22 protein-coding genes are annotated in these 21,451 nt (G+C 58.3%); 3 read left to right on the top strand and 19 right to left on the bottom strand.

The features are described 5' to 3' along the window. The first annotated feature begins 212 nt into the window (after nt 1–212). From flhA to Absy_RS03260, 3 genes are all read left to right on the top strand, one after another. Complete coding sequence (flhA, locus tag Absy_RS03270) at nt 213–2,246, top strand: flagellar biosynthesis protein FlhA (protein ID WP_048853395.1); 2,034 nt, start codon at nt 213–215, stop codon at nt 2,244–2,246. 35 nt (nt 2,247–2,281) lie between these two features. Then, on the top strand, nt 2,282–3,142 hold the full coding sequence (locus Absy_RS03265) for a hypothetical protein (protein WP_048853292.1): 861 nt from the start codon (nt 2,282–2,284) through the stop codon (nt 3,140–3,142). Nucleotides 3,143–3,498: 356 nt separating this feature from the next. Continuing rightward, the gene (locus Absy_RS03260) at nt 3,499–4,770 is read left to right on the top strand and encodes an O-antigen ligase family protein (RefSeq protein WP_048853291.1); all 1,272 of its coding nucleotides are present in this window, start codon (nt 3,499–3,501) and stop codon (nt 4,768–4,770) included. On the opposite strand, the gene Absy_RS03255 is transcribed toward Absy_RS03260, so the two are convergent. From Absy_RS03255 to Absy_RS03165, 19 genes are all read right to left on the bottom strand, one after another. Further along, a complete protein-coding gene (locus Absy_RS03255) occupies nt 4,767–5,153 on the bottom strand; it encodes a hypothetical protein (protein ID WP_048853290.1) in 387 nt (128 codons plus the stop codon). The genes Absy_RS03260 and Absy_RS03255 overlap by 4 nt on opposite strands. A gap of 29 nt (nt 5,154–5,182) precedes the next feature. Continuing rightward, the gene (locus Absy_RS03250) at nt 5,183–5,743 is read right to left on the bottom strand and encodes a chemotaxis protein CheD (protein WP_048853289.1); all 561 of its coding nucleotides are present in this window, start codon (nt 5,741–5,743) and stop codon (nt 5,183–5,185) included. Beyond that, nucleotides 5,740–6,129 (bottom strand): response regulator, encoded by a 390-nt coding sequence (locus Absy_RS03245; RefSeq protein ID WP_048853288.1) that lies wholly within the window; start codon nt 6,127–6,129, stop codon nt 5,740–5,742. Before Absy_RS03245 ends, Absy_RS03250 begins: the two co-directional genes overlap by 4 nt. Before the next feature lie 91 nt (nt 6,130–6,220). After that, nucleotides 6,221–7,261, bottom strand: coding sequence for a protein-glutamate methylesterase/protein-glutamine glutaminase (locus Absy_RS03240; RefSeq protein ID WP_048853287.1), 1,041 nt, complete (start codon nt 7,259–7,261; stop codon nt 6,221–6,223). A gap of 3 nt (nt 7,262–7,264) precedes the next feature. Then, entirely contained in the window at nt 7,265–8,107 is an 843-nt protein-coding gene (locus Absy_RS03235) for a CheR family methyltransferase (RefSeq protein ID WP_048853286.1), read from the bottom strand. Next, nucleotides 8,107–8,562, bottom strand: coding sequence for a chemotaxis protein CheW (locus Absy_RS03230; protein ID WP_048853285.1), 456 nt, complete (start codon nt 8,560–8,562; stop codon nt 8,107–8,109). The genes Absy_RS03235 and Absy_RS03230 overlap by 1 nt, the downstream gene beginning before the upstream one ends. A 45-nt stretch (nt 8,563–8,607) precedes the next feature. Further along, entirely contained in the window at nt 8,608–10,866 is a 2,259-nt protein-coding gene (locus Absy_RS03225; RefSeq protein ID WP_245614700.1) for a chemotaxis protein CheA, read from the bottom strand. Between the two features lie 27 nt (nt 10,867–10,893). Next, nucleotides 10,894–11,277, bottom strand: coding sequence for a response regulator (locus tag Absy_RS03220; protein ID WP_048853283.1), 384 nt, complete (start codon nt 11,275–11,277; stop codon nt 10,894–10,896). A gap of 8 nt (nt 11,278–11,285) precedes the next feature. Next, nucleotides 11,286–11,543 carry an STAS domain-containing protein gene (locus Absy_RS03215; protein WP_231866803.1) on the bottom strand — a complete coding sequence of 86 codons (258 nt, stop codon included), beginning with the start codon at nt 11,541–11,543 and terminating at the stop codon, nt 11,286–11,288. Between the two features lie 78 nt (nt 11,544–11,621). Continuing rightward, nucleotides 11,622–13,151 carry a methyl-accepting chemotaxis protein gene (locus tag Absy_RS03210; protein ID WP_048853281.1) on the bottom strand — a complete coding sequence of 510 codons (1,530 nt, stop codon included), beginning with the start codon at nt 13,149–13,151 and terminating at the stop codon, nt 11,622–11,624. Between the two features lie 510 nt (nt 13,152–13,661). After that, complete coding sequence (gene fliP, locus Absy_RS03205) at nt 13,662–14,345, bottom strand: flagellar type III secretion system pore protein FliP (RefSeq protein ID WP_095351457.1); 684 nt, start codon at nt 14,343–14,345, stop codon at nt 13,662–13,664. Nucleotides 14,346–14,451: 106 nt separating this feature from the next. Continuing rightward, nucleotides 14,452–14,844 (bottom strand): flagellar biosynthetic protein FliO, encoded by a 393-nt coding sequence (locus Absy_RS03200; protein ID WP_245614698.1) that lies wholly within the window; start codon nt 14,842–14,844, stop codon nt 14,452–14,454. A 5-nt stretch (nt 14,845–14,849) separates the two neighbouring features. Continuing rightward, on the bottom strand, nt 14,850–15,224 hold the full coding sequence (gene fliN, locus Absy_RS03195; RefSeq protein ID WP_048853278.1) for a flagellar motor switch protein FliN: 375 nt from the start codon (nt 15,222–15,224) through the stop codon (nt 14,850–14,852). A 16-nt stretch (nt 15,225–15,240) separates the two neighbouring features. After that, nucleotides 15,241–15,987, bottom strand: a complete 747-nt coding sequence (locus Absy_RS03190) for a FliH/SctL family protein (protein WP_146802555.1) — start codon at nt 15,985–15,987, stop codon at nt 15,241–15,243. Between the two features lie 11 nt (nt 15,988–15,998). Then, entirely contained in the window at nt 15,999–17,066 is a 1,068-nt protein-coding gene (fliG, locus tag Absy_RS03185) for a flagellar motor switch protein FliG (RefSeq protein WP_084596847.1), read from the bottom strand. A gap of 3 nt (nt 17,067–17,069) precedes the next feature. After that, complete coding sequence (gene fliF / locus Absy_RS03180) at nt 17,070–18,716, bottom strand: flagellar basal-body MS-ring/collar protein FliF (protein ID WP_048853277.1); 1,647 nt, start codon at nt 18,714–18,716, stop codon at nt 17,070–17,072. A 256-nt stretch (nt 18,717–18,972) separates the two neighbouring features. Then, complete coding sequence (locus tag Absy_RS03175; protein ID WP_048853276.1) at nt 18,973–19,314, bottom strand: hypothetical protein; 342 nt, start codon at nt 19,312–19,314, stop codon at nt 18,973–18,975. Between the two features lie 181 nt (nt 19,315–19,495). Beyond that, nucleotides 19,496–20,440, bottom strand: coding sequence for a MotE family protein (locus Absy_RS03170; protein ID WP_048853275.1), 945 nt, complete (start codon nt 20,438–20,440; stop codon nt 19,496–19,498). A 131-nt stretch (nt 20,441–20,571) separates the two neighbouring features. Beyond that, entirely contained in the window at nt 20,572–21,213 is a 642-nt protein-coding gene (locus Absy_RS03165; RefSeq protein ID WP_048853274.1) for a hypothetical protein, read from the bottom strand. Nucleotides 21,214–21,451: the final 238 nt, after the last annotated feature.

Genomic DNA, 21,451 nt, shown 5'->3' with positions numbered 1-21,451 from the left:
TGGAATTGGCCATAAACCGTGCCGCAACAACACAAAAGGGAACGTGGTTCTTGGATACTGCCGATGGCAACTCGGTCAAAAAAGCCGCTGCTGGCAAACTGGCGGACAGGACTGCGGCCGCACGCGTAAGATTTGCATCCAGCTCGCGCCACCTGACCAACGCAGTTGGCACGCTGCGCAATGGCGGATGGAAGGCCCTGCCGTGGCGCACCATGGTGCCGGGGACGGATATAGGGCTGGCCGTTGGCGTGGTTCTGCTGCTGTCCATTCTTATTCTGCCCCTGCCCACGTTCATTCTGGACATGGGGTTATCCATTTCCATCACCTCCTCCGTGCTGGTGCTGATGGTTGCGCTGTTCCTTGAGCGGCCGCTGGATTTTACCTCCTTCCCTACCCTGTTGCTGCTCACCACCCTTTTGCGCCTGTCGCTTGAAATTGCGACCACGCGGCTGATCCTCAGCCACGGGAGCGAAGGCCCCTATGCCGCAGGCCATGTTGTGGCCGCCTTTGGCGGGTTCCTTATGGGGGGGGACGTGGTGATCGGGGGCATTGTGTTCTGCATTCTGCTGGTGGTGAACTTTATGGTCATCACCAAAGGGTCGGGGCGTATTGCCGAAGTGGCAGCCCGCTTCTTCCTGGACTCCATTCCCGGCAAGCAGATGGCCATTGACGCCGATCTGGCCTCTGGCGCCATTAACGAGCGCACGGCCCGGATCAAGCGCAAGGAACTGGAGGAGGAGAGTGCCTTTTACGGCTCCATGGATGGTGCGGCCAAGTTTGTACGCGGGGATGCCATTGCCAGCATCATCATCACCGCCATCAACATTGTTGGGGGGCTGACCATTGGCGTGCTGCGCCACGGTATGCCGCTGAGCGAGGCCGCAAGCACCTTTACCATGCTGACCGTGGGCGATGGTCTGGTCTCCCAGATTCCGGCCCTGCTGGTTTCCACCGCTGCGGGTGTGGTGGTGACCAAGGGCGGCACGGATGGCACGGCCGACGTTATTCTGGCCCGCCAGTTGAGCGGCAACGCCAAGCCACTGGGGGTTGCGGCAGCGCTGTCCGCCCTGTTTGCCCTTATGCCGGGCCTGCCTGCCTTCCCTTTTCTGGTCATTGCCATTGCGGCTGGCACGGGTGCCTGGCTGCGCAGCCGCGCCCCGGCCGCCGACAGTGATGGCGACGTAACCGACATTACACCCCAGCCCACTGCGACCCCCATTTCCGAAGTGCTCAAGCTCGATCTGCTGCGCCTTGAACTCGGCTTTGGCCTGCTGCCCCTGACCAGCGGAGACACCCCGCAACTGGCCGAGCAGATCAAGGCGCTGCGCCGCTCCGTTGCAACCGAAATGGGCTTTGTAACCCCCCCGGTGCGCATTCAGGACAACATTCACCTTCCTTCAGAAAAATATGTGATCAAGCTGAAGGAGATCGAAATTGCCTCGGGCGAGGTCAAACCCCACAAGCTGCTGGCCATGACCCCATCAGGCGGGGTGCCCCCCATAGCGGGCGAAAAAACCACCGAGCCCGCCTTTGGCCTGCCCGCGGTCTGGATTGACCCTGCGCAGAAAACCAAAGCCATGGCCATGAACTGCACCGTGGTGGACCCCGCAAGCGTTATTGTGACCCACCTGAGCGAGAGCGTGCGCCAGAACCTGCCGGACCTGCTGACCTACGTTGCCACACAGGCCCTGCTGGACGACATGCCGCGCGAACAGCAAAAGCTGGTCAACGACCTTATTCCCTCGCAGGTGCCGCTCAGCACCGTGCAGCGGGTGTTGCAGGCCCTACTGGCCGAGCGCGTTTCCATCCGTGACCTGCCCACCATTCTGGAAAGTATTCAGGAAGCCTGCGGCATGGGCCTGCGCGGCATTCAGCCCCTGACCAACCATGTGCGGATGCGGCTTTCCCGCCAGATCTGCAACACGCTGGTCGGGCCGGGCGGGTATATTCCCATTGTTACCCTCTCCTCCAAATGGGAATCGGATTTTATGGCGCACATTACCGGCCCGGCAGAAGACCGTAAGCTGGCCATGCCCCCCTCCATGCTGAATAATTTTGTGGGCAAACTGCGCGACACGTTCAATGCCCTCTCCACCAATGGCGAAATCCCGGTCATTGTTGTTGCCTCCCCCGTCCGGGATTCCATGCACGCTATTGTGGAGCGGGTTCGCCCTTCCATTTCCGTTCTATCGCAAGCTGAGATATACCCTCGTGCCCGGATCAAGACGGTTGCGACCATATCGTGATAGTCAGCCAGAAGACCGCACCATGGGAGTAGAATATGCAGGATAGTCCCTCCGACACCGCCAGCCAGCCGGTTGGGGAGCGCCGTCAGGGAAACACGCAGGAGTCTTCACCCGTGTCCGATCCGGCACAGGGCAAGGGGGGGGTGGCGGGCAATGGGGTCTCCCTTCCGGTCAGCCACCTTACGGTAGAGGACGTTCTGCGCTGGCATTCCGTGCCAGAACCGCTCATTCATGCGCTGGCGGGCAAAACACTGGCGGACGGGCTGGCGAATGTTCTGTCCTTTGGCGCCCTGCCCGATGCCACCAAAACGCCACTGGCCTTTGGCGGTGCATCCGGCTCTGGCAAAACGCTGGTGCTGGCCAAGCTGGCTGCACGCTATATTCTGTCCGAAGACTACAAGGACTGCCCGCCCCCGCTGGTAATTGCGTGCGACCATACGGCAGGGAGCTTTGCCAAGCTGTCCGCCCTGCTCCAGCCTTATAATATTCCCATTATTCAAGGCAGCACGTCCGAAATTCTGGCCGATGCCGTCAACCACAAGGAACCGGGGCAGCCTATTCTGGTCGATCTGCCGGGCATTTGCGTGTACTCCCCCGTAAGCATGAGCAAAATGATGCAGATGGTCGAACGTGTTGGCGCGACCCTGAGTCTGGTGCTGCCCGCCGGGCTGGATGCCGAAGAATCTGCCGATATAGGCTATGCCTTTGCACAACGCGGGGCCACCACCATGGTTGCCAGCAAAATGGACCAGGCAGGTCGTGTGGGGGGCATTATTGCTGCCGCCGCCTGTGGGCTAACCCTGACCTATGGTAGCTGCTCGTCCAGTATTGTTGGCGGTCTTGTACCCCTTACGGCCAATGTGCTGGCCAACCGGCTGCTGACCCTTCCATCCTGACCCCACCCGGCACCCCATAGGGCACTCCAGCGGGCACGGCTCCATAAGAGCGGGGCAGAGATACCCCGCCTGCGCCCCCATAGCGCCCCTTCCGTGCAAAAACATCGCCAATACGGAAAAACGCCATATTCCAGCACCAGTTTACGTTCGGGTGCTGGTGGCCGCGGGTTGCCGCCCATACTCACAGGGAGGCGCATCGTCCGGCCGATGGTCAGGTATCGCACACACCAGTATGGGCAGTGCTCCAGTTGTGCACCGGACTGTACCATACAGCAACGGCCTGCTCTTCGGGTTATTTAATAATAGCTTTCCCACACAGAGTATTTTATTGTTGAAATGATTGGAGCGCTACAAAAATGACCCTAAAAAACATGCCTGTTTTCTTTGATACGCATTTAAAAAAAATAGCTTTTGCGCTTTTCTTTTTCCTTCCATTTCTGCAATTGCGTGGCCGTTCCATAGCGGATTTTATTATCTCGTTTATTGCAATCAGCTTTTTGCTCCACACTGTTTTCAAAAAAAACTATCGACCGCTCCTGCAAGGATGGTTCCCTTTTGCACTTGGTCTGTGGGCCATTATGGTTCTGGCATCCATGCTGGACCACTCCTTACATGCGGTGCTGGAAGCACTGGCAATCCTGCGTTATTTTGTTTTTGCCAAAGCATTGGAAGAATGGCTGCTTCAAGGGCAGAAAGAACAGAAAGTCCTGAGCTTTGCCGTTACTCTGGCCGGACTTTGGGTGCTGGTTGAATGCTGGCAGCAATATCTGTTTGGCGTGAACATCTGGGGTTACCCAAGGTGGGGGGATGGCGCGCTGACCGGCCCGTTTTTTAGCCCCCGCGCCGGGCCAGCGCTTATGGTCATCATGTTCCCCGGATTGATGATCTACCCCATGCGCATGATGCAGCATAAAGCACTCTCCAAAAAAATAACCGCACTGGGCATGATGTCTTTTCTGCTGCTGACCATGGTTATTGTGGGGCAGAGAATGCCTGCGCTGCTGGTCTTTTTTGGCTTTTTTATCTGCGCCATACTTATCCGGACCACCCGTGTGCCGGTTATTCTGGCCACTCTTATTGGCATGGGCGGGCTGGCGTGCCTGCCTGTTCTTTCCCCCCCGGCCTATAACAAGCTGGTTCTGCACTTTTTGGAGCAGATCAGGGATTTTCCACATTCCCCCTATGGGCAGATTTATATCCGCGCCACAAACATGGTTTATGCACACCCGCTGTTTGGGCTGGGGTTTGATGGTTTTCGCAGGCACTGTGCCGATGCCGTGTATATTTACGGTATGCCCCAGCTTAACCACTTTATGGCGGGCATGGACCCGGTTGTGGGGTGCAACATTCACCCGCACAATATTTATCTGGAAATTGCAACCACAGCCGGATTAACCGGCCTTGTGCTGTTTGTGTGCATGGTTCTGATCTGGCTGAAAAAGCTTTTGCTTGCAGCCGTGGCAAGCAAGGACCTTATGCTGTCCATGCTTTTTATTACACTCTGCATGATGTTCTGGCCGCTGGCCTCAACCAGTTCGTTATTTACCGAGCGAACCGCAGGGTGGGCTTTTCTTATGGTTGGCTGGGGGCTGGCGCTGGTTAAAAGCGCCAACACCCAACGGGCCTAAAACAGATCGACCTCGCCAGAATGGCACTCAGGCTCGGCCTCTATGCCATATTGCAGAACCTGAACAACATGGCTGAGTTTTACGCCCCGGCTCAGAGCGGCCACATCCAAACTCTGGCCCACGCACGGCCCACCACTGGTGATCAGGTTTTTAAGAATAGTGGAAACCGCCTCCACCGTCTGGGTGGCGGAATCCAGCTTTTGCAGAACCTGCACATCCTGATCGCTCAGGGGTGCTGCGGCCATGTTTTCGCCCACCACACGCTGCACACCCTCAAAATCCTGGCAGGTTTCATCCAGCAAGGCCACCAGATGGTCCATAACCTCCAGTACACTGCGTTCGTTTCCGGCCTCAGCAGGGCGCGGTTGGGGCACGACATCCATTGTATTGATCCTCTCCGGCGGGGCTGTTTTTAAAACAGTTCAATTTCGGAACTGGCTTCCTTGGCCCACTTCCGCTCTGCTTCAGCCTCACGCCGGCTGTAGGCGACTTCCTGCTTGCCAATACCCTGCACGTCCTGCACCAGATTCTGCTGTGCACGACCCGTGGTCGGCCAGAAGCGGATGCGCCGGGCCAATGTGCCCCCCAGACTCTGGGACACGCAGCGAATGCCCTCATCCACCAGATAATTGGTCACAAACCGTATATTTTCCTGCCCGATGCGGCCCAGACTGGGCACAACGGCAGCACCACCAAACACCTTGCACGCCAGACGGCTACGCTGCCCACCGGCCTTGAGCAGGCCGTTGACCAGCATTTCCATGGAGTTCACGCCAAAGCGCATGGCTGTGCCTGAATGGCCTTCCCCCCCGTCTGGCAGCAAAAAATGGTTAATGCCGCCAACACGTGCAAGCGGGTCAAACATACAAACCGAAACGCAGGAACCAAGCAGCGTTGCAAAAACCACTGACGAATCGCCAGAGATTGCCACTTCCCCCTGAATAACCGTTTTGACCGCAGGGTGATCGTTCACTTTATGGGTCCGAACACCTTTTCCAGAACCTCACGCAGCTTGGCTACGGTGTAAGGTTTGGCAAGGAAGTTGTTAACGCCAGCCTTGACCGCTTCCTGCACCAGATCCTTGCTGGCCTCGCTGGTCAGGATAATAAATGCCACCTTCTGGATTTTTGGGTTGCTGCGCACTGCACGCAGCAGCGCAAGACCATCCATAACCGGCATGTTAAAGTCGGATATGACCAGATGCGTGGGGTTCTGCTCCAGATATTCCAGAGCTTCCTTACCATCCTTGCGCTGGGCAATGTTGGTAAAGCCGATTTCTGCCATGCTGTTGGCCAGAACCTGACGGATAGAAGCCTGATCATCTACGATCAAAGCCCTGATTTGTGAAGCGGCAGGCATTTGTCTCCCCCTTATTCCTAGTCTCAATTCCAGCCGTTAAAGGCCGGCATCAGATACAGCAGGCGGTTGTATAACCCGCCCGTTTTTGCACTCAGCGCGTATGCATGGCCATGGCCGCAGCACTAATCTGGCGCAATGGCACAATCTGGCAGGCCGCGCCAATTTCGGCCGCGACCCGTGGCATTCCATAAACAACCGAAGATGTTTTGTCCTGCGCGATTGTAAAAGCCCCAGCCTGCCGCATGGCCAGAAGCCCATCCGCACCATCGCGCCCCATGCCGGTCAGAATAATGCCCAGAGCATTCCGCCCTGCACATTTGGCAACGGACCTGAACAACACATCCACCGATGGGCAATGCCCGCTGACCGGCGCACCCCCGACAAGCCGCGTTACGTATTTGCCACCACCGGCCTCCACCACCATATGCCTGTCCCCACCGGGGGCGATTCTGACCATACCGGGTTGCAGAGCCTCCCCATCACGCGCTTCCGCAATGGACAGGGTGGGCATAGTCTGGTTCAGCCGGTTTGCAAAGCTGGCCGTAAACAGCGGCGGCATATGCTGGCAGATAACAATGGGCGGGCTCTTCTGGGGAAAGCCGGAAAGCACCTCCTCCAGCGCCTCCACCCCACCTGTGGAGGAGCCAATAGCCACCAGGTCCACAGCATTGCCCCACGTTGTCTGCACATGGCCAACGGGAGCCGCAGGTGTGCGGCGCTGCACCCTGGCAACCGGCTGCGAGCGTGCCGCCTGCACCACCAGCCGCCCAAGGCCCGCAAATGCGTCCTCCCCGGCAGCCACATTGGTTTTGGGGAAGCAGTCAAACGCCCCCATCTGCAACGCGGTAATGGCCGTATCCGCTCCCTTTGCTGTCAGGCTGGACACCATGACAACGGGGATGGGCCGCATCCGCATGATTTTTTCCAGAAACTGGAGGCCATTCATCCCCGGCATTTCCACGTCCAGGGTAATAACGTCCGGCTGGTCCTTAATAATCAGGTCACGCGCTTCCAGCGGATTTGCGGCCTCACCACACACTTCAATATCCGGGTTCTGCGCAAAGGACCGTTTGATCAACGCCCGAATGGTGCGGGAATCATCAACGATCAGAACTTTTACGGGCTGCGCCATAAACTAGCTGTCCTTCCGGTAAATGGTCGGAGCAATCTGCTCCAGGCCGCATCGGCGGGGGTTGGCCACTTTTTCCGAATGACCAACATACAGAAAACCACCTTTTTCCAGCTTTTCAGCCAGTCGGCCCCACAGACGCTCGCGCGTGGGCTCATCAAAATAAATGACGACATTGCGGCAGAAAATAACGGAAAACTGCCCCCGCATGGGCCAGTCCGCATTCAGGTTCAGTACCTTGAAAGCGGGAAGCTGGCGGATATTGCCAACAAAAGACAGGTTGCCACGCGCATCGGCCTGCATGAACTGGCTTTTCTGCTTGGTGGAAATACCGTCCGTCTCGCTCTCGACATATGTGCCTGATGCGGCCTGAGCCACAACTTCGGAATTAATATCGGTCGCCAGAATACGCATGTCGTACGATGCCGCTTCGGGGAACGCGGACATAATGGACATGGCTATGCTCCACGGTTCCTGCCCGGTGGAGCAGGCCGCGGACCACATGCGCCCCCGCCCGCCACTGCGTAGCTTGGCGGCCAGTCCGGGCAGCACATTCTGTTCCATATGCACAAAATGTGGCCGTTCCCTAAAAAAGCTGGTCACGTTGGTTGTAAGCGCACAGACAAGCTTGTTCATTTCCGCCCGGCCGGCAGGGCTTTGCACAAAGCCCAGATACGCCTGAAAGCTGTCCATCCCGCTTTCCCGCACACGGCGGGACACACGGGAGTAAACAAGCGTACTTTTGGAATCAGGAATAAAAATACCGGCTTCATGCTTGGCAATCCGCCGCACCATCTGAAAGTCAGCGTCCGTGTACTCCGGGTCAACAGTGGAACGCGTGTCGACCATCAGGAGATCATCCCGCCTACCAGCTGACCGACCACCACTTCCAGCCGGAGCACGCCAATCATGCGGTCTGCAATCATGACCAGACCGCTCAGGCTGCTATCTTCCTCCGCCACGGCCTGAATGTCGGACAGGTTTACGTCCGCCATGTCAATCACCCGGTCCACCAGCAGACCACACACCGTACCATTGCGCGATTCCACAATAATCACCACCCGGCGCGGGTTATCGGCCTGTGGCTCCACGTTCAGGTACACCGCAAGGTCAATAACGGTCAGGATAATGCCACGCAGGTTGATCGCACCGCAGACATAGTGCGGCGCAAAAGGCAGTGCCGTAGTTTTTTCAAACCCACGAATTTCGCGCACGCTCAGAATGGGAATGCAATATTCCTGATCACCCACTGCAAACACGATCATTTTTACAAGCTTGGCGTCGGCCCCGGCTTCGTCCGTCATATCCGTTTTCCTACTCAAATACAGATCGTCTGATGTGGTCTGGTATTAGGCCGCAATCCCTGTGCGAACATCCGAGGGCCTTGTGTCTATCCGGCCAAGGGCATTGGCAACCAGTGCGGGAACATCCAGAATAAGGGACACGCTGCCATCCCCCAGAATGGTCGCGGCAGATACACCGGGCATCTGGCGATAATTCTTTTCAATGCTTTTGATCACCACCTGCGCCTGATCGCGGATATCCTCCACAATCAGTGCAGCCCGTGCACCGGACTCGTTTTCCACCACCAGAATCACGTCATCCTCGGACAGGCCACGCGATGTGCCGTAGCCCCCCAGCCCCAGTTCGGACGCAAGGGGAATAAGCGGCATACAGACCCCACGGATGGACACCACATTGGCGCCATCGGGCAGCATGTAAATATCCTTGTGGTTGACCATCATGGTTTCCACCACGGAGGAGACAGGCACAACCATTGTGGACCCGGCGGCCACAATCAGCATTCCATCCAGCACGGCCAGTGTTAGCGGCAGGCTCAGGCAGAAGGTCGTGCCCTCCCCCTGCACACTGCTGATGGTCACGCGCCCGCCAAGGCCCAGAATGGCCTGCTTGACCACATCCATCCCCACCCCACGGCCAGACAGGTCGGAGACGGTCGTTGCCGTGGAAAAGCCCGGCGCGAAGATAAGGTTATTGATCTCGTCATCCGTCAGCACCGCATCGGGGGCGACAATGCCGCGCTTGATGGCAATGGCCAGCACGCGCTCGTGGTTGATCCCGCCCCCATCATCCTTGATGGTAATCAGGATACGGCCAGACCGATGCCCGGCAGAAAGCAGAATCTGCCCTGTGGGGGACTTGCCCGCAGCAATCCGGTCCTCTGCACTTTCAATGCCGTGGTCAACCGCATTGCGCAGCATGTGGGTCAGCGGGTCGGAGAGTTTTTCCACCAGTGTGCGGTCCACTTCCGTGTCCTCGCCTTCCAGTGTCAGCACCACGTCCTTGTGGGTCATGGAGCAGGCCTCGCGCACAACGCGTTGCATCCGCTGGAACACGCTGCGCACGGGCTGGGCGCGCACGGCCATGACCGCATCCTGAATATCCCGCGTCAGGGTTTTCATGCTGGCAATGCGCTTGATCATTTCCTGCTGGCCGCCCTCTTCGCGCTGGCCAATGGATTCAAGGGCTGCCTGTGCAATCACCAGCTCACCGACCAGATCCATCAGGTCATCCACGCGGTGCAGGTCCACACGGATTGTCGCCTGTTCAACCGGGCGGCGCACGGCAGCCGTATTGCCTGCTGCAATGGGGGCGCTGGCCGCGGCCGTGGGCGGCGGAGGCAGTTCCGCCATGATTTTTTCCACCACCGAGGCCGAAGCCGGGTGGGGTTGCAGGTCCGGGGTTGCCGCCGCAGGCTCTGTCTCCGCCTTGAACGTGGCTGGCGCAGGGTCTTCCACCAAAGCAGGTGTGGGTTCCTCGGGGGCGGGCTCGCCACCATCCGGGTCAGACCCACCCTCCCGCGAGATGGTCACATCGCACACGTCGCTCACCCAGTCGAACACCGCGTGAACGCTCTCCTCCGGCACGGATGCGGGCAGAACCACACGCCACGACAAGTAGGACTGTTCGGTCTTCATATCCGCCAGTGCGGGCAGAGCGGCTGTTTCGCACGTTACGGTGCTGGTGCCACCATGGGCCACCGCCACATCGGCCAGACCGATCAGCAGGTTGCGGGCATCGTCCCCCCGGTCATACATGGCGGTATGGGGGCTGAAGGTCACCACAAGGGCCGCGGCGGCCGGAGCATCCTCTTCCAGTCCAAAATCGCCGAAATCAAAATCGGCCATGACTGGCTCAAAATCCATGGGCACGGGCACAAAATCGGCAGGAATCACATCTTCCTGTTTTGCGGCCGGGGCACTCCCGCCACCTTCGCCAATAATGGCTTCCAGTTCGGTCTGGCTTTCCGCAATACGGCCCTGATCCACCGCGGCACCACCCTGTGCCTCGGCCACCAGATCGCTCAGAACATCCATGGCCTTGAGAAAGGTTTTAACAATCTCAGGCGTAGGAGCAACACGGCCGGAGCGCAGACCATCAAGGGAACTTTCGAACACGTGCGCAAACCGGACAAGGTTTTCCAGACCGAAGGACGCGGCCCCACCCTTGATGGAATGCACAGCGCGGAAAACGGCGTTGATTGTCTCCTTCCCGGATTCCCCATCCGAAAGGGCAGACAGACCACGCTCCAGTTCCTGAAGCTGCTCTTCACACTCCTGGAAAAAAACCAGAAGGATATCGTCCATGTCACCACTCATCCTGATCTCTCTCCTTCAGGCGGTCACCCGGCGGATAGCCGCCACGAGACTGTCTGTGCTGAACGGTTTGACAATCCACCCGGTCGCCCCGGCCGCACGGGCTCTGGCTTTTTTCTCGGGGTCGCTTTCCGTTGTCAGAACGATCATTGGCAGATGCTTGTATTTTTCCATCCCACGCACGGCTTCAATAAATTCAAAACCATCCATGCGCGGCATATTGATATCTGTAATAATCGCATTGGGCACAGGGTCGGCTGCCTGTAGCACTTCCAGCCCTTCGACCCCATCCCCACCTTGAATAACATCGTAGCCCGCCCCTTCCAGGGCTTTGCGTAACATGCCCTGCATGGTGCGGGAGTCATCGACCGTCAAAACGCGTATGCCCACTTTTTCCACCATAGTCCTTATTACTCCTTGAACGGCGCCAGCGGCTCGGTCAGATACGTGCTTACGCCAAACAGGGCATAAGCCTCCACTACTGGCTCCGAAGGCGTCACAAGTGGGCATCTGCTGGCTAGGAGAACCTGCAAGCACAGTCCTCCAAGGTAAGTTACGCCAGAAGCGTCCAGAGCAACCTGCCCGCCCCCGGCATTCTGAATTGCCTGTTCGATCTCACTCTTCAGGGCAAATGCCGCTGAAGTGTCCAGACGTTCAGGTAAGGTCACATTCGCCAACCCACTGCTCCCTTGATCAACCACACAGGCCGGGGCTGCTCTGCCCCGGACATGCTGGAATACTGGCCATTAAAACTCTTCCCATCCGGCATCGGACGAGGACGTGGGGATGGACAGCGTAGGGGGCGTGGGAGCCGCCGGGGCCACGGGCGCTGCCACACGGGCCGGGCTGGCCGGTCTGGGGCGGGCGGGCGCACGAGGGGCCGAAAGCGCCGGGCGGCTTGCGCGGCCAGCGCGCGCGCCACCAAGGTCCATTTTAAAGCGGCTGAGTGTTGCCGCCAGTGTCCGGGTTTCGGCAGTCAGGTTGTGGCTGGCGGCTGTGGTTTCTTCCACCATGGCTGCGTTCTGCTGCGTAACCTGATCCATCCCGCCAATGGAGGCGGTCACTTCGGACAGGCGCTGGGCCTGATCCTGCGTGGAGGAGGAAATTTCTTCCACCCGGGTCGCAATATTCTGGGTGCTGCCTGCAAAATCGTTCAGGTAGCGGCCAGTCTGCTGCACCAGATCCACACCCTTGACCACCTGCTCGGCAGCAACGGAGATCAGGCGCTTGATCTCGCTTGCAGATGTTGCGGACTGTTCCGCCAGCGAGCGGACTTCCTGCGCAACAACGGCAAAGCCACGACCAGCCTCGCCCGCGCGGGCGGCTTCCACCCCTGCGTTCAGGGCCAGCACATTGGTCTGGAAGGCAATGCCATCAATGACCGAAATAATTTCGCCAATCGCATCGGAGGAACTCTTGATTCCGTCCATGGCTCTGGTGGTTTCGGTCATGACGGATGTAGCCGCCTTAACCTTTTCCAGCGCCTGCTGGCTTTCTGCATTCGCATCGGCACAGGCTTTGGCGTTGCTCTGCACACCTTCGGTAATGGTCCGCACGGACGATGCCGCCTGACCAAGGTTTGCAGCCTGCTTTTCCGTCCGTTTGGCCAGATCGTCCGATGCCGTGGAAATTTCGGCAGCGCCGGTGGAGATCAGGTCGGAATTGCTGGCAACGGCGCACAGGGCTTCGTTCAGGCGGGTTGCGGAATGGTTGAACGCATCACGCAGGGGGGCAAATTCCCCATCAAAAATCGGGTCTTCAATACGGGTCCGCAGGTCACCCTGCGCCATGTCGGCCAGAGCCTGCCCCAACCGGTCGATCACCATATGTGTGTGTTTGTCGCGGTCCTGACTGTTATCAAGCGCATCCTTGATTTCGGACGCCATTTTTTCCTGCTGCTGGCGGGCGGCGGCCTGCTCATCCACCATGCGGGAGAAGCGGGCCATAATCCGGGCCAGACGGCCAACGCAGTCCTTGTTCTTGAGGAAGGGGATGTTGCTGTGTGCAACACCATTGCCCAGTTCTTCCCCCATCTGCGCCAGTTTTTCCACCGGCTCGGTAATCAGGGTGGTGAACCACTTCCAGATGAACATGACAACAATCTGCCCGAAAACAAGGGCGCTCATGTTGATGATATACGTGTAATGGGCTGGCGCGTGCCAGAAAAAGCCAACCGTCTCCACAATAATCTGGAACATGAAATATGCTTCCAGACACAGCATCACAACCCGGATTTTATCGCGGAACGGAGCGTCCTTGTTCAGCCATTGCAGCATATCAGTGCAACTTCCTTCATATTATTGGGGTGCCTTACGTGGCAACCACCGGAACACATGCGCCACAGCGCACAACACCGGTCAGTCGTGGCCTTAAATGGCCCCCCTTGCGCATTCACAAAAATTCAGGAAACGCCCCGAAGACGCCCCTTGAGATAAAAAGCAGATAATCCATTCTTATCCAGCGGCATGGGCCAGACAAGCAAGCGCCTTCATACCGCGTTCGTGACTGGATGTCTTTACAGAAGATTGTAGGATCCAGAGATAGTCTGCCTTTGTCTCCAAATATTAAAATTCCAATAAAACAATACCGTATGCCAATAGCCTGCCATGTTCAGCGCCATTACGGGGCAGATGATAGTCCTTTACTCAGGATGGGCAAGAGCGCGCACGGGCAGCAATTTCTAAAAACATTGCAATATAAAACAAGCAAATACGCCAGATGCGTGATTTTATTATGATTTTGCAATAAAATTCCGCAAAGACCGGCCCTACTCCACAACAGGCCAGTCAGCCGCCAAAGCTGCGTACCAGCCCACCCGCCACCATTTGCCAGCCATCAACCATAACAAAAAAGATAAGCTTGAACGGCAGCGAGATGGTCGCAGGGGGTAGCATCATCATCCCCAGACTCATCAGCACACTGGACGTGACAATATCTATGACCAGAAAGGGCAGATAGAGCAGGAACCCCATCTCAAACCCGCGGCTGAGTTCACCCACCATAAAAGCGGGCATCAGCACACGCCACGGCGTTTCCGCCGGGGTAGGTGCAGGTGGCACATTGGCCAGATGCTGGAAGGTGGACAGATCCGCCGCCCGCACATGCGCCAGCATAAATGTGCGAAAAGGCTCGGCGGCGGCTTTAAGCCCTTCCATTTCCTCCACCTGACCATCCATCATGGGGGCAATGCCCTGATCCCACGACTGCTGGAAGGTGGGCTGCATAACAAAAAAGGTCAGGAACAGGCCCAGCCCGACCAGCACCGTATTGGGCGGAGTACCCTGCGCCCCAATAGCCCCCCGCAGGAGCGAAAGCACAACAATAATGCGGGTAAAAGCCGTTACCATAACCAGCAGACTTGGTGCCAGCGAAAGCACGGTCAGCAGGGCGGTAATCTGGATAATGCGGCTGGTGGTCCCCGGGTCGCCCCCTTTACCAAGATCGAGCGCAATGGACTGGGCATGAGCCATGACCGGCAGACAAGCTACCGCCAGAGCACACAGCGCCAAAGTCGCAAACCACGCGCCACGTCTTGTAAAGGCTGGAACTTTCAACGCTGGAGGCTCCGCTTCTGCATCAGGAATGAGGGGGGATCGGGGGGAGAACCGCAGGGGCGGGCTGTGGGGTGGTGGAGGGAGCCTCCGCCCCGTCCACCCAGCCCATAAACACATCGTTGCCACCGCCGGTCAGGATCAACCCTTTTTTCTGGCCATAACGGATCACACTCACCCGCCTGCGCTGGTCCACGGCCACACTTTCCACCACGGCCAGATTGGGTGTCTGCCGCCCGCGCAGCAGATAGGGTTCCAAAAACTTCAGCCCATACCGACACAGAAAAATCAGCCCGATCACAACGGCAAAAGCCACAATGCACGTCATGACCGGGGCAACAAACGCCCCCGCACCCAGACCGGCCGCACCGGGCTGTGCGGCAGCGGTGGCCACAGTTACTGTACCGGGTCCGGGCAAGGCGCTTAACCGTTGGTGGCGGAGGAGGAGAGGATTTCGGTCATGGTCACGCCAATATGGTTATCATCCACGACCACCACTTCGCCACGGGCGATCAGGCGGTTGTTGGCATAAATATCCACCGCTTCGCCCAGCTTGCGGTCCAGTTCGACCACCGCGCCGCGCCCCAGGCGCAAAAGCTGGTTGACCGGCATGGTGGCCGTACCAATGACTGCCGTAATCTTGACCGGAATATCGTAAACGGCCTCTTTCTGGGCATCGTCCACATCCTTGCCATCAGGCGTTGGGGCAGCGCCGGGGGCAGCCGTGGCGGAAGCATCCGGCGCTGGCGTGGTGGTGGCGAAATCCTCAAGCCCGATATCGGTGTTGTCTGTACTCATGGTTGTCTCCGCCTGCTTATGCCTGCCCAGCGCTCTGCTCCATGCGCTGGCGCGCAAGAGCCATGACACTGGTCACTATTTTTTCAGCCATACTTTTGCGCCACTGCACTGGGTCAATAACAATGGTGTTGGCTGCCGTGGAAATTCGTATAAGCCCCTGCGCAATATCCGACACGGCCACAACCTGCACACCCCCTTCGTTCTGTAAGGCAGCTTGCAGGCGCTGTATATCGGTTGGGCTGCACTGTACCGTTACATCCCCTTCGCACTCACGGGCAAAGCTGGCGGCATCGGCTATCAGGTCACGCTGCATTCCCTGCAACACCGTACCATCCAGTGCGGTCAGGGCCCGTACAATCTCCACCACAGTCGCCACAAAAACCTGCGTTGCCTTGGCCAGCGCCTGATCGCGCCGGGCGTTTTCCGCCTTAAAGGCTTCGGTCAGTTCGGCCATGCACTGGGTATAGAATACCTGAAGTTCGGCATCCTTTTCCGCAGCACCGGCTGCATGGCCTTCCTCGCGCGCCTGCTGCTGCAAGGCCGCCAGATCGTCACGCGTAATGCTGAGCAGGTTCGGATCCGGGGGTGGGGGTTCTGGTGCTTTTTCTTCCTCTGGCACAGGCTCCCTGGCGGCCGGGTCCTCCTCGGGTGTGCCAAAATCCTCCAGATCCATAAAACGCGGATAAGCGCCAACAGGCGTGGACGCCCCCCCGGAGGAAGCGCCATCCGCTGCCATGCAGCGTGCACCAGACCGGAAGAACACCCCTGCCACCATTATGGAATGATCTCGTCATTACCGCCATTTTCGGCCAGATCAATCTCGCCTGCATTGGCCATGTTTTTGATAATGCCCACAATTTCAACCTGTGCGGCATCAGCATCCTTCACACGCACGGGACCAAGGGCGGAAATTTCTTCCAGCAGAATACTGCCTGCACGCTTGGACATACACTGCAAGAACATCTTGCGCACGGTCTCGGATGCCCCTTTGAGGGCCAGCGGCAGTTTTTCGCGGTCCACCTGCGCCACAATGCGCATAAGAGCCTCGTGCGGCAGACGTTTGATATCTTCGAAGGTGAACATAAGCGCTTTCACCTTTTCCATATCGTCGTGGTTGCGCTTGTCCATGGAGGCCATAAGGCGCGTTTCGGTCTTGCGGTCGAAGTTGTTGAACACTTCGGCCAGCAGTTCGTAGCTGTCGCGCTTGGCCGAACGACCAAGGGAGGAAATAAACTCGGACCGCAAGGTCGCCTCCACGCTGTCCAGCACCTCGCGCTGCACTGTTTCCATGTGCAGCACGCGCATCATCACTTCGGTTGCGTAATCTTCGGGCAGCAGGGTCAGCACCCGTGCAGCATGGGCCGGTTGCAGGCGGCTGAGAATAACGGCCGCAGTCTGCGGATATTCGTTGCGCAGGTAGTTGGCCAGAACCACCTCCTGCACATTGCCCAGCTTGTCCCACATGGTGCGCCCGGCCGGACCACGGATTTCTTCCATGATCTTGTCGACCTGCTCGCCCGACAGGGCCTTGCGCAGCAGTTCTTCCGTGGTTTCGTAAGTACCCACCAGCCCTTCGGAGGATTCGAAGTTCTTGGTGAACTGGGCGCACACCTCCTCCACAACAGAGGCGCTGATAAGCCCCAGCCCCGCCATGGCGACCGACACATCGCGGACCTCATCCTCCTGCAACTGTTTGAGCACCTTGGCCGCCCGTTCGCGCCCGGCTGCAAGCAGAAGAATGGCAACCCGCTGTTTGCCGCTCAGGCGGCGGGTTTCATCATGCACAACGGAGGGAGGGGCCTGTGGTCCTTCTGGCGCAGCGGCTGTTGCGGTCTCGGACATGGACTAGGCTCCCTTCTTCGGGTCTGGAGCAGCAAGCCAGCTCCGGATAATAAGGACGGTCTCATCCAGGTTATTTTCAAAGCGATCGGCAACCCTATCCAGAGCTTCCTGCCGCAGCTTGCCCTGAACGCCGTCAATATCAACCACGCTGCCATCTTCAGCCACGGTGCTACCCGCAGGGAGCATCTGACCATTGGCACCCATAACCAGACCGCCACCTTCGGCCCCGGCCAGAAGTTTTTCCTGACCATGGTGTTCCTTGGACACAAGGGTAACCAGACCCGTGCGGCGCAGCATGGGGCGCAGGCCAATAAACAGCGCACCCAGAACCAGCAGAATGGGAATAACCCACTCGGCCATGTAAATAAGCATTTCGCGGCTGAAGTAATCGGTATGACCACCCGCAAAATCAAACCCGCCATCGGGCATGAACCGCATGGAAACAACGCGGACTTCATCCCCACGGGCCTTATCAAACCCGACCGCGGTCTGCGCCAGCGTGGTAATCCGCTCCAGCTCGGAATCATCCAGCGGAGTCCAGACTTCCTTGCCGCTTTTGTCCTTGGTCATGGTGCCGTCCACCAGCACCGCCATGCTCACACGGGCAATGCGGGGGCGGGACTGGTTAATAACCCGGACGCGTTTACCAATTTCGTAATTATTGGTCTCTTCTTCCCGGTCGTTGGTCGAACCGGTCTTGTTGTCCTGATTGGCGTTGGCATTGGGCAGGTTGTTGCCAACCGTGGTGCTGGGGCTGGATTCGGTGTTAACGCTCTTGTCCGAACTGGTCTGCTGCGAGCGCAGGACCTGCTGGTTGGGGTCGTAACTCTCGTCCGTTTCGTGCACTTCCTCGGTGGCCATGGTCACGGCTGCGCGGGCACGCACATGCCCGGCCCCCAGTGTGGGCACCAGCATGTCCTCTACCGCCTGTGCAAGGCGCTGTTCTTCCGCATGACGGATTTTTTCCATCTGCGTTTCCTGCCCGGCCAGACTATCGGGGTCGCCCGGTTTGACCAGCACATCGCCCCGCGTATCCACAATGGAAATGTTCTGCGGGCGCAGGCCCGGCACAGCGGCCGCCACCAGATTCTGGATCGCCTGAATACCATCGGGGGCCATGCGGCCTGCACGCCCGATGTCCAGCACAACACTGGCCTGTGACGGATTGGTCTCGGTCGAAAACAGGTCGCGGTGAGGCAGAACCAGATGCACACGCACATTGCGCACCCCGTGCAACAGGCGGATGGAGCGTTCCAGCTCCCCTTCCATGGCGCGGGTTTCGTTAATGGACTGTTCAAACTGCGTGCTGGTGAGCGTCCCGCTCTTGTCAAACAGTTCGTAGCCTACGGCACCCCCGCTTGGCAGACCATCCTTGGCCAGCAGCAGGCGCGCACTGGCAACCTTGTCCTTGGCCACAAAAATGCGCGTGCCATCCGGGCTGGTGGTAAAGGAGATATGGGCTTTGGCAAGGTCATCCGCCATTTCGGCGGCCTCGGTCAGGTCCAGATCACCATACAGCAGCGCACTCGCACCCGCTCCGGCATTAAAGGCAAAGTACGCCAGCGCCCCCAGCAGGGCAGCGCCGGCAACGCCAAGGGCAATCTGCTGCGAACGGCCAAGAGCCTTAAGACTTGTGAGAAAATTTTTCATACGGGAATGGCTACGCTGTCACGATGGAAAAATGGGGAACAACACAACTCTCCAGACGTTTCAGCATCCATACACTCCGCGGCTCCACCAAAGCATGGCCTTGCCACCGCCTTGTCATGCCCGTCAAGGTAAACAGGCTGTTGTATAGCCATAAACACACCATGGCCCCCAAGCGCCACATTAAAACAACAGCCTTGTAACATCAGGCCTGCTCCCGCTCTGACCTTACCCCGGCCCGGCACACCCAAAAAAACGCTTAATTGGCTGGGTAATAGGCGTTTGTTGGAGGGGCCTTTTTGATTGTCGTATTCAGGCGCTGGGCGTTCTGGTCCTGCGTCAGCCCTGTTGGGCCTTCCGCCACCTCACGCGCCACATTGGGCATCAGGTCCGGGCGGGCCCAGCAGTCCACACCATTCCAGCTCTGGGTGCAGTAAGGCTGGGGCGCAGGCGGGCGTTCGGGGGGGGCACACCAGTCCTCGCCTTCCTGAATATAACCAGCACTGCACTCACGGCCCGTTATTTTGCTGGCAATATGGTCGGGCGAACATCCCGCAACCGCCAGAACAAAAGCCACCATTATTCCGCGCCTGATCATCATGCTTTTTGTTCCCGCCCTTCAAGCTCTTCCGTGCACCCTGCGCCAGAACTGGCTGACCTGAGTGCCTGATGCCAACAAACCCGATAACCGGACTGATTATGCCAGATGACGTGTTAAGTTAAGCCACTTCCCATGCAAAGGCGAGCCATCCGCCCCCCTTGCCCAAAAAACCAGATACCGGCTACTGGCCGGAGGATTGCTGGGCAGCCCCCCGTGCCCCCTGCGCCGCCGGAGCGGGGGAGGATTTGGCCCACCACGTAGCGGTACCCATGTTCTGCGCAACCCGGTCACCCCCATCTCCCCCATCGGAAGAGGCGGTGTGAAAACTCCTGACCCCGGCCATAAACTGGGAGACAAGGTTCACTCGCTCGGGCGACATGTTGCCCATAATGGCGGAAACCTTGCGGGTGTTCATTTTGCTGGCAACCGCGATCAGCACATGAATATCCATAATATTGAAAACCGCCGCCGCCTCCTTGGGGGGCATGTCCTCATAAATCTTGACCAGCCGGTCGGTCTCGGCATCCATGACTTCACGGTGGGCGGCCTGCTTCTGCTCCAGCGTTGCCATGGACGCATCCAGCGTGTTCATCTTCTGGTCCAGCACGGCACGGGCTGCGTTGAGCACATGCTTCTGCTGGTCAAGCTGTTGCTGCTCGCTCTCAATGGTGGACTGGCGGGCCAGAATATCCTTGACCAGATCGGCCTCCGCACGGCTCACCTCCGGGTCAGGGTCGGGGCCAAGGGCATTGCCAGCCGATTTGACCTGTGCGCAGGAAATACCCTTTGCGCAATCATCCCCAGCCACAGCAACTTTCTTTTTGCTGCTTGCCGCAGTGTCATTCACCGGGGGGGCCAGTTCTGCCGCCTCGTTTGCATCAAGCACGGAAACCCAGCCCTCCAGCGCATCCTTGTCGCTTTTGGTATGGCTGGCGGATTCATTAACCGCAGGCTGGCTTTCCGCCGCGGCCGCCTGAGCAACAGACACCAAAGGCTGCGCCCCCGCGTCCGAGCTATCGTCCTTCATGTGTCCGGCAATGGTGTGAATGTTCATCGCCAGAAGAAGCGTCATCAGGCTTGATGAAACATGCACAAGTTTCCCGAACGACAGGCGGGGTATCAGCATCACAACCTACGACATCTCTTCATAAAAACACTCCGGGGCCGGGTGTGGTGGCCAGGCCAGCCACACAAAGGGAGCGAGTCGCTACCAGTCGCCCCCATCCCCCGGCCATGGTACCAGCCAGACCCAGCCTTTTAGGGCTGGGCTTCAGCCGTACCCATAAGGGAGGCATGGCCATCTTCCGTTTCCGCCACGGAGCGCATGACCTGATCCACATCGCCCCAGACCGAGCTTTCGGGGGTGGCGGGCTTTGCGGCTTCAACCGGTGCGGGCTTGGCAACTGGCGCAGCCGGTGCAGGGGCCGGGGAGGATTTGACCTCAACCTTTACAGTCTTGGCCGGGGTCGGTGCAGCAGCAGGGGCAACACTTGCAGGAGCGGCAGGAGCAGCGGCAGCCGGTGCAAAGGAACCCGTAGCAATTCTAAAGTCGCCCGTCAGTTCCGCAGTATGGTGGATGCTGCACCCACTCACACCTTCAAGGAACAGGGTGCAGTTGCGGATCTTGGCGGTACCGGTCGCATAAAAGCGCTTGGCCCGGATAACCACGTTTTCTGCTGCACCACGGATGACCACTTCATCAGCCACCAGTTCACCAGCAACAACGCCGCTTTCCAGAATATCAACAACCGGGGCCTGCAACTGGGCATTGCGGACTGTACCACCAATGGCAATGGGGGTGTCGGTTTCGCACTTCAGGCTGGCAACATTAAGCCCCTGAACAAGAATGGTCTGGTTAGGTTCAGCCAAAGTGCCGAATGCGTTGTCACCGTTGCTCATGCTTTTCTCCCGTGGTGTTACCTGCCGACTAAGCCAGCATCGCCATTTCCGTGCGATTCTGTTCCCGCCAATTCATCTGGCCGTCCATCCCTGCCGCGGCATGGATGGCCATGCAACACACAGAAAACAGGCATTGCACAACTTGTTGAATGGGGGGAATTGAACCGTTATGTCAAGTTATGCGTTAGGCATTGCCCCACCTTTTTGGAACCATAACCATACCGTAACACGTACCCGA

Origin of the sequence: Acetobacter syzygii, from assembly GCF_000964225.1 — a bacterium.
In the GTDB taxonomy this organism is placed as follows: domain Bacteria; phylum Pseudomonadota; class Alphaproteobacteria; order Acetobacterales; family Acetobacteraceae; genus Acetobacter; species Acetobacter syzygii.
The sequence above is the reverse complement of the archived record's forward strand: the minus strand, read 5'-3'. Positions and strand labels throughout refer to the sequence as shown.

Excerpts from the sequence above, each read along its gene's own strand:
- flhA (WP_048853395.1), top strand. The coding sequence starts at position 213 with ATGGTGCCGGGGACGGATATAGGGCTGGCCGTTGGCGTGGTTCTGCTG.
- Absy_RS03265 (WP_048853292.1), top strand. The coding sequence starts at position 2,282 with ATGCAGGATAGTCCCTCCGACACCGCCAGCCAGCCGGTTGGGGAGCGC.
- Absy_RS03260 (WP_048853291.1), top strand. The coding sequence starts at position 3,499 with ATGACCCTAAAAAACATGCCTGTTTTCTTTGATACGCATTTAAAAAAA.
- Absy_RS03255 (WP_048853290.1), bottom strand. The coding sequence starts at position 5,153 with ATGGATGTCGTGCCCCAACCGCGCCCTGCTGAGGCCGGAAACGAACGC.
- Absy_RS03245 (WP_048853288.1), bottom strand. The coding sequence starts at position 6,129 with ATGCCTGCCGCTTCACAAATCAGGGCTTTGATCGTAGATGATCAGGCT.
- Absy_RS03240 (WP_048853287.1), bottom strand. The coding sequence starts at position 7,261 with ATGGCGCAGCCCGTAAAAGTTCTGATCGTTGATGATTCCCGCACCATT.
- Absy_RS03235 (WP_048853286.1), bottom strand. The coding sequence starts at position 8,107 with ATGGTCGACACGCGTTCCACTGTTGACCCGGAGTACACGGACGCTGAC.
- Absy_RS03230 (WP_048853285.1), bottom strand. The coding sequence starts at position 8,562 with ATGACGGACGAAGCCGGGGCCGACGCCAAGCTTGTAAAAATGATCGTG.
- Absy_RS03225 (WP_245614700.1), bottom strand. The coding sequence starts at position 10,866 with ATGGACGATATCCTTCTGGTTTTTTTCCAGGAGTGTGAAGAGCAGCTT.
- Absy_RS03220 (WP_048853283.1), bottom strand. The coding sequence starts at position 11,277 with ATGGTGGAAAAAGTGGGCATACGCGTTTTGACGGTCGATGACTCCCGC.
- Absy_RS03210 (WP_048853281.1), bottom strand. The coding sequence starts at position 13,151 with ATGCTGCAATGGCTGAACAAGGACGCTCCGTTCCGCGATAAAATCCGG.
- fliP (WP_095351457.1), bottom strand. The coding sequence starts at position 14,345 with ATGGCTCATGCCCAGTCCATTGCGCTCGATCTTGGTAAAGGGGGCGAC.
- fliN (WP_048853278.1), bottom strand. The coding sequence starts at position 15,224 with ATGAGTACAGACAACACCGATATCGGGCTTGAGGATTTCGCCACCACC.
- fliG (WP_084596847.1), bottom strand. The coding sequence starts at position 17,066 with ATGTCCGAGACCGCAACAGCCGCTGCGCCAGAAGGACCACAGGCCCCT.
- fliF (WP_048853277.1), bottom strand. The coding sequence starts at position 18,716 with ATGAAAAATTTTCTCACAAGTCTTAAGGCTCTTGGCCGTTCGCAGCAG.
- Absy_RS03175 (WP_048853276.1), bottom strand. The coding sequence starts at position 19,314 with ATGATGATCAGGCGCGGAATAATGGTGGCTTTTGTTCTGGCGGTTGCG.
- Absy_RS03170 (WP_048853275.1), bottom strand. The coding sequence starts at position 20,440 with ATGCTGATACCCCGCCTGTCGTTCGGGAAACTTGTGCATGTTTCATCA.
- Absy_RS03165 (WP_048853274.1), bottom strand. The coding sequence starts at position 21,213 with ATGAGCAACGGTGACAACGCATTCGGCACTTTGGCTGAACCTAACCAG.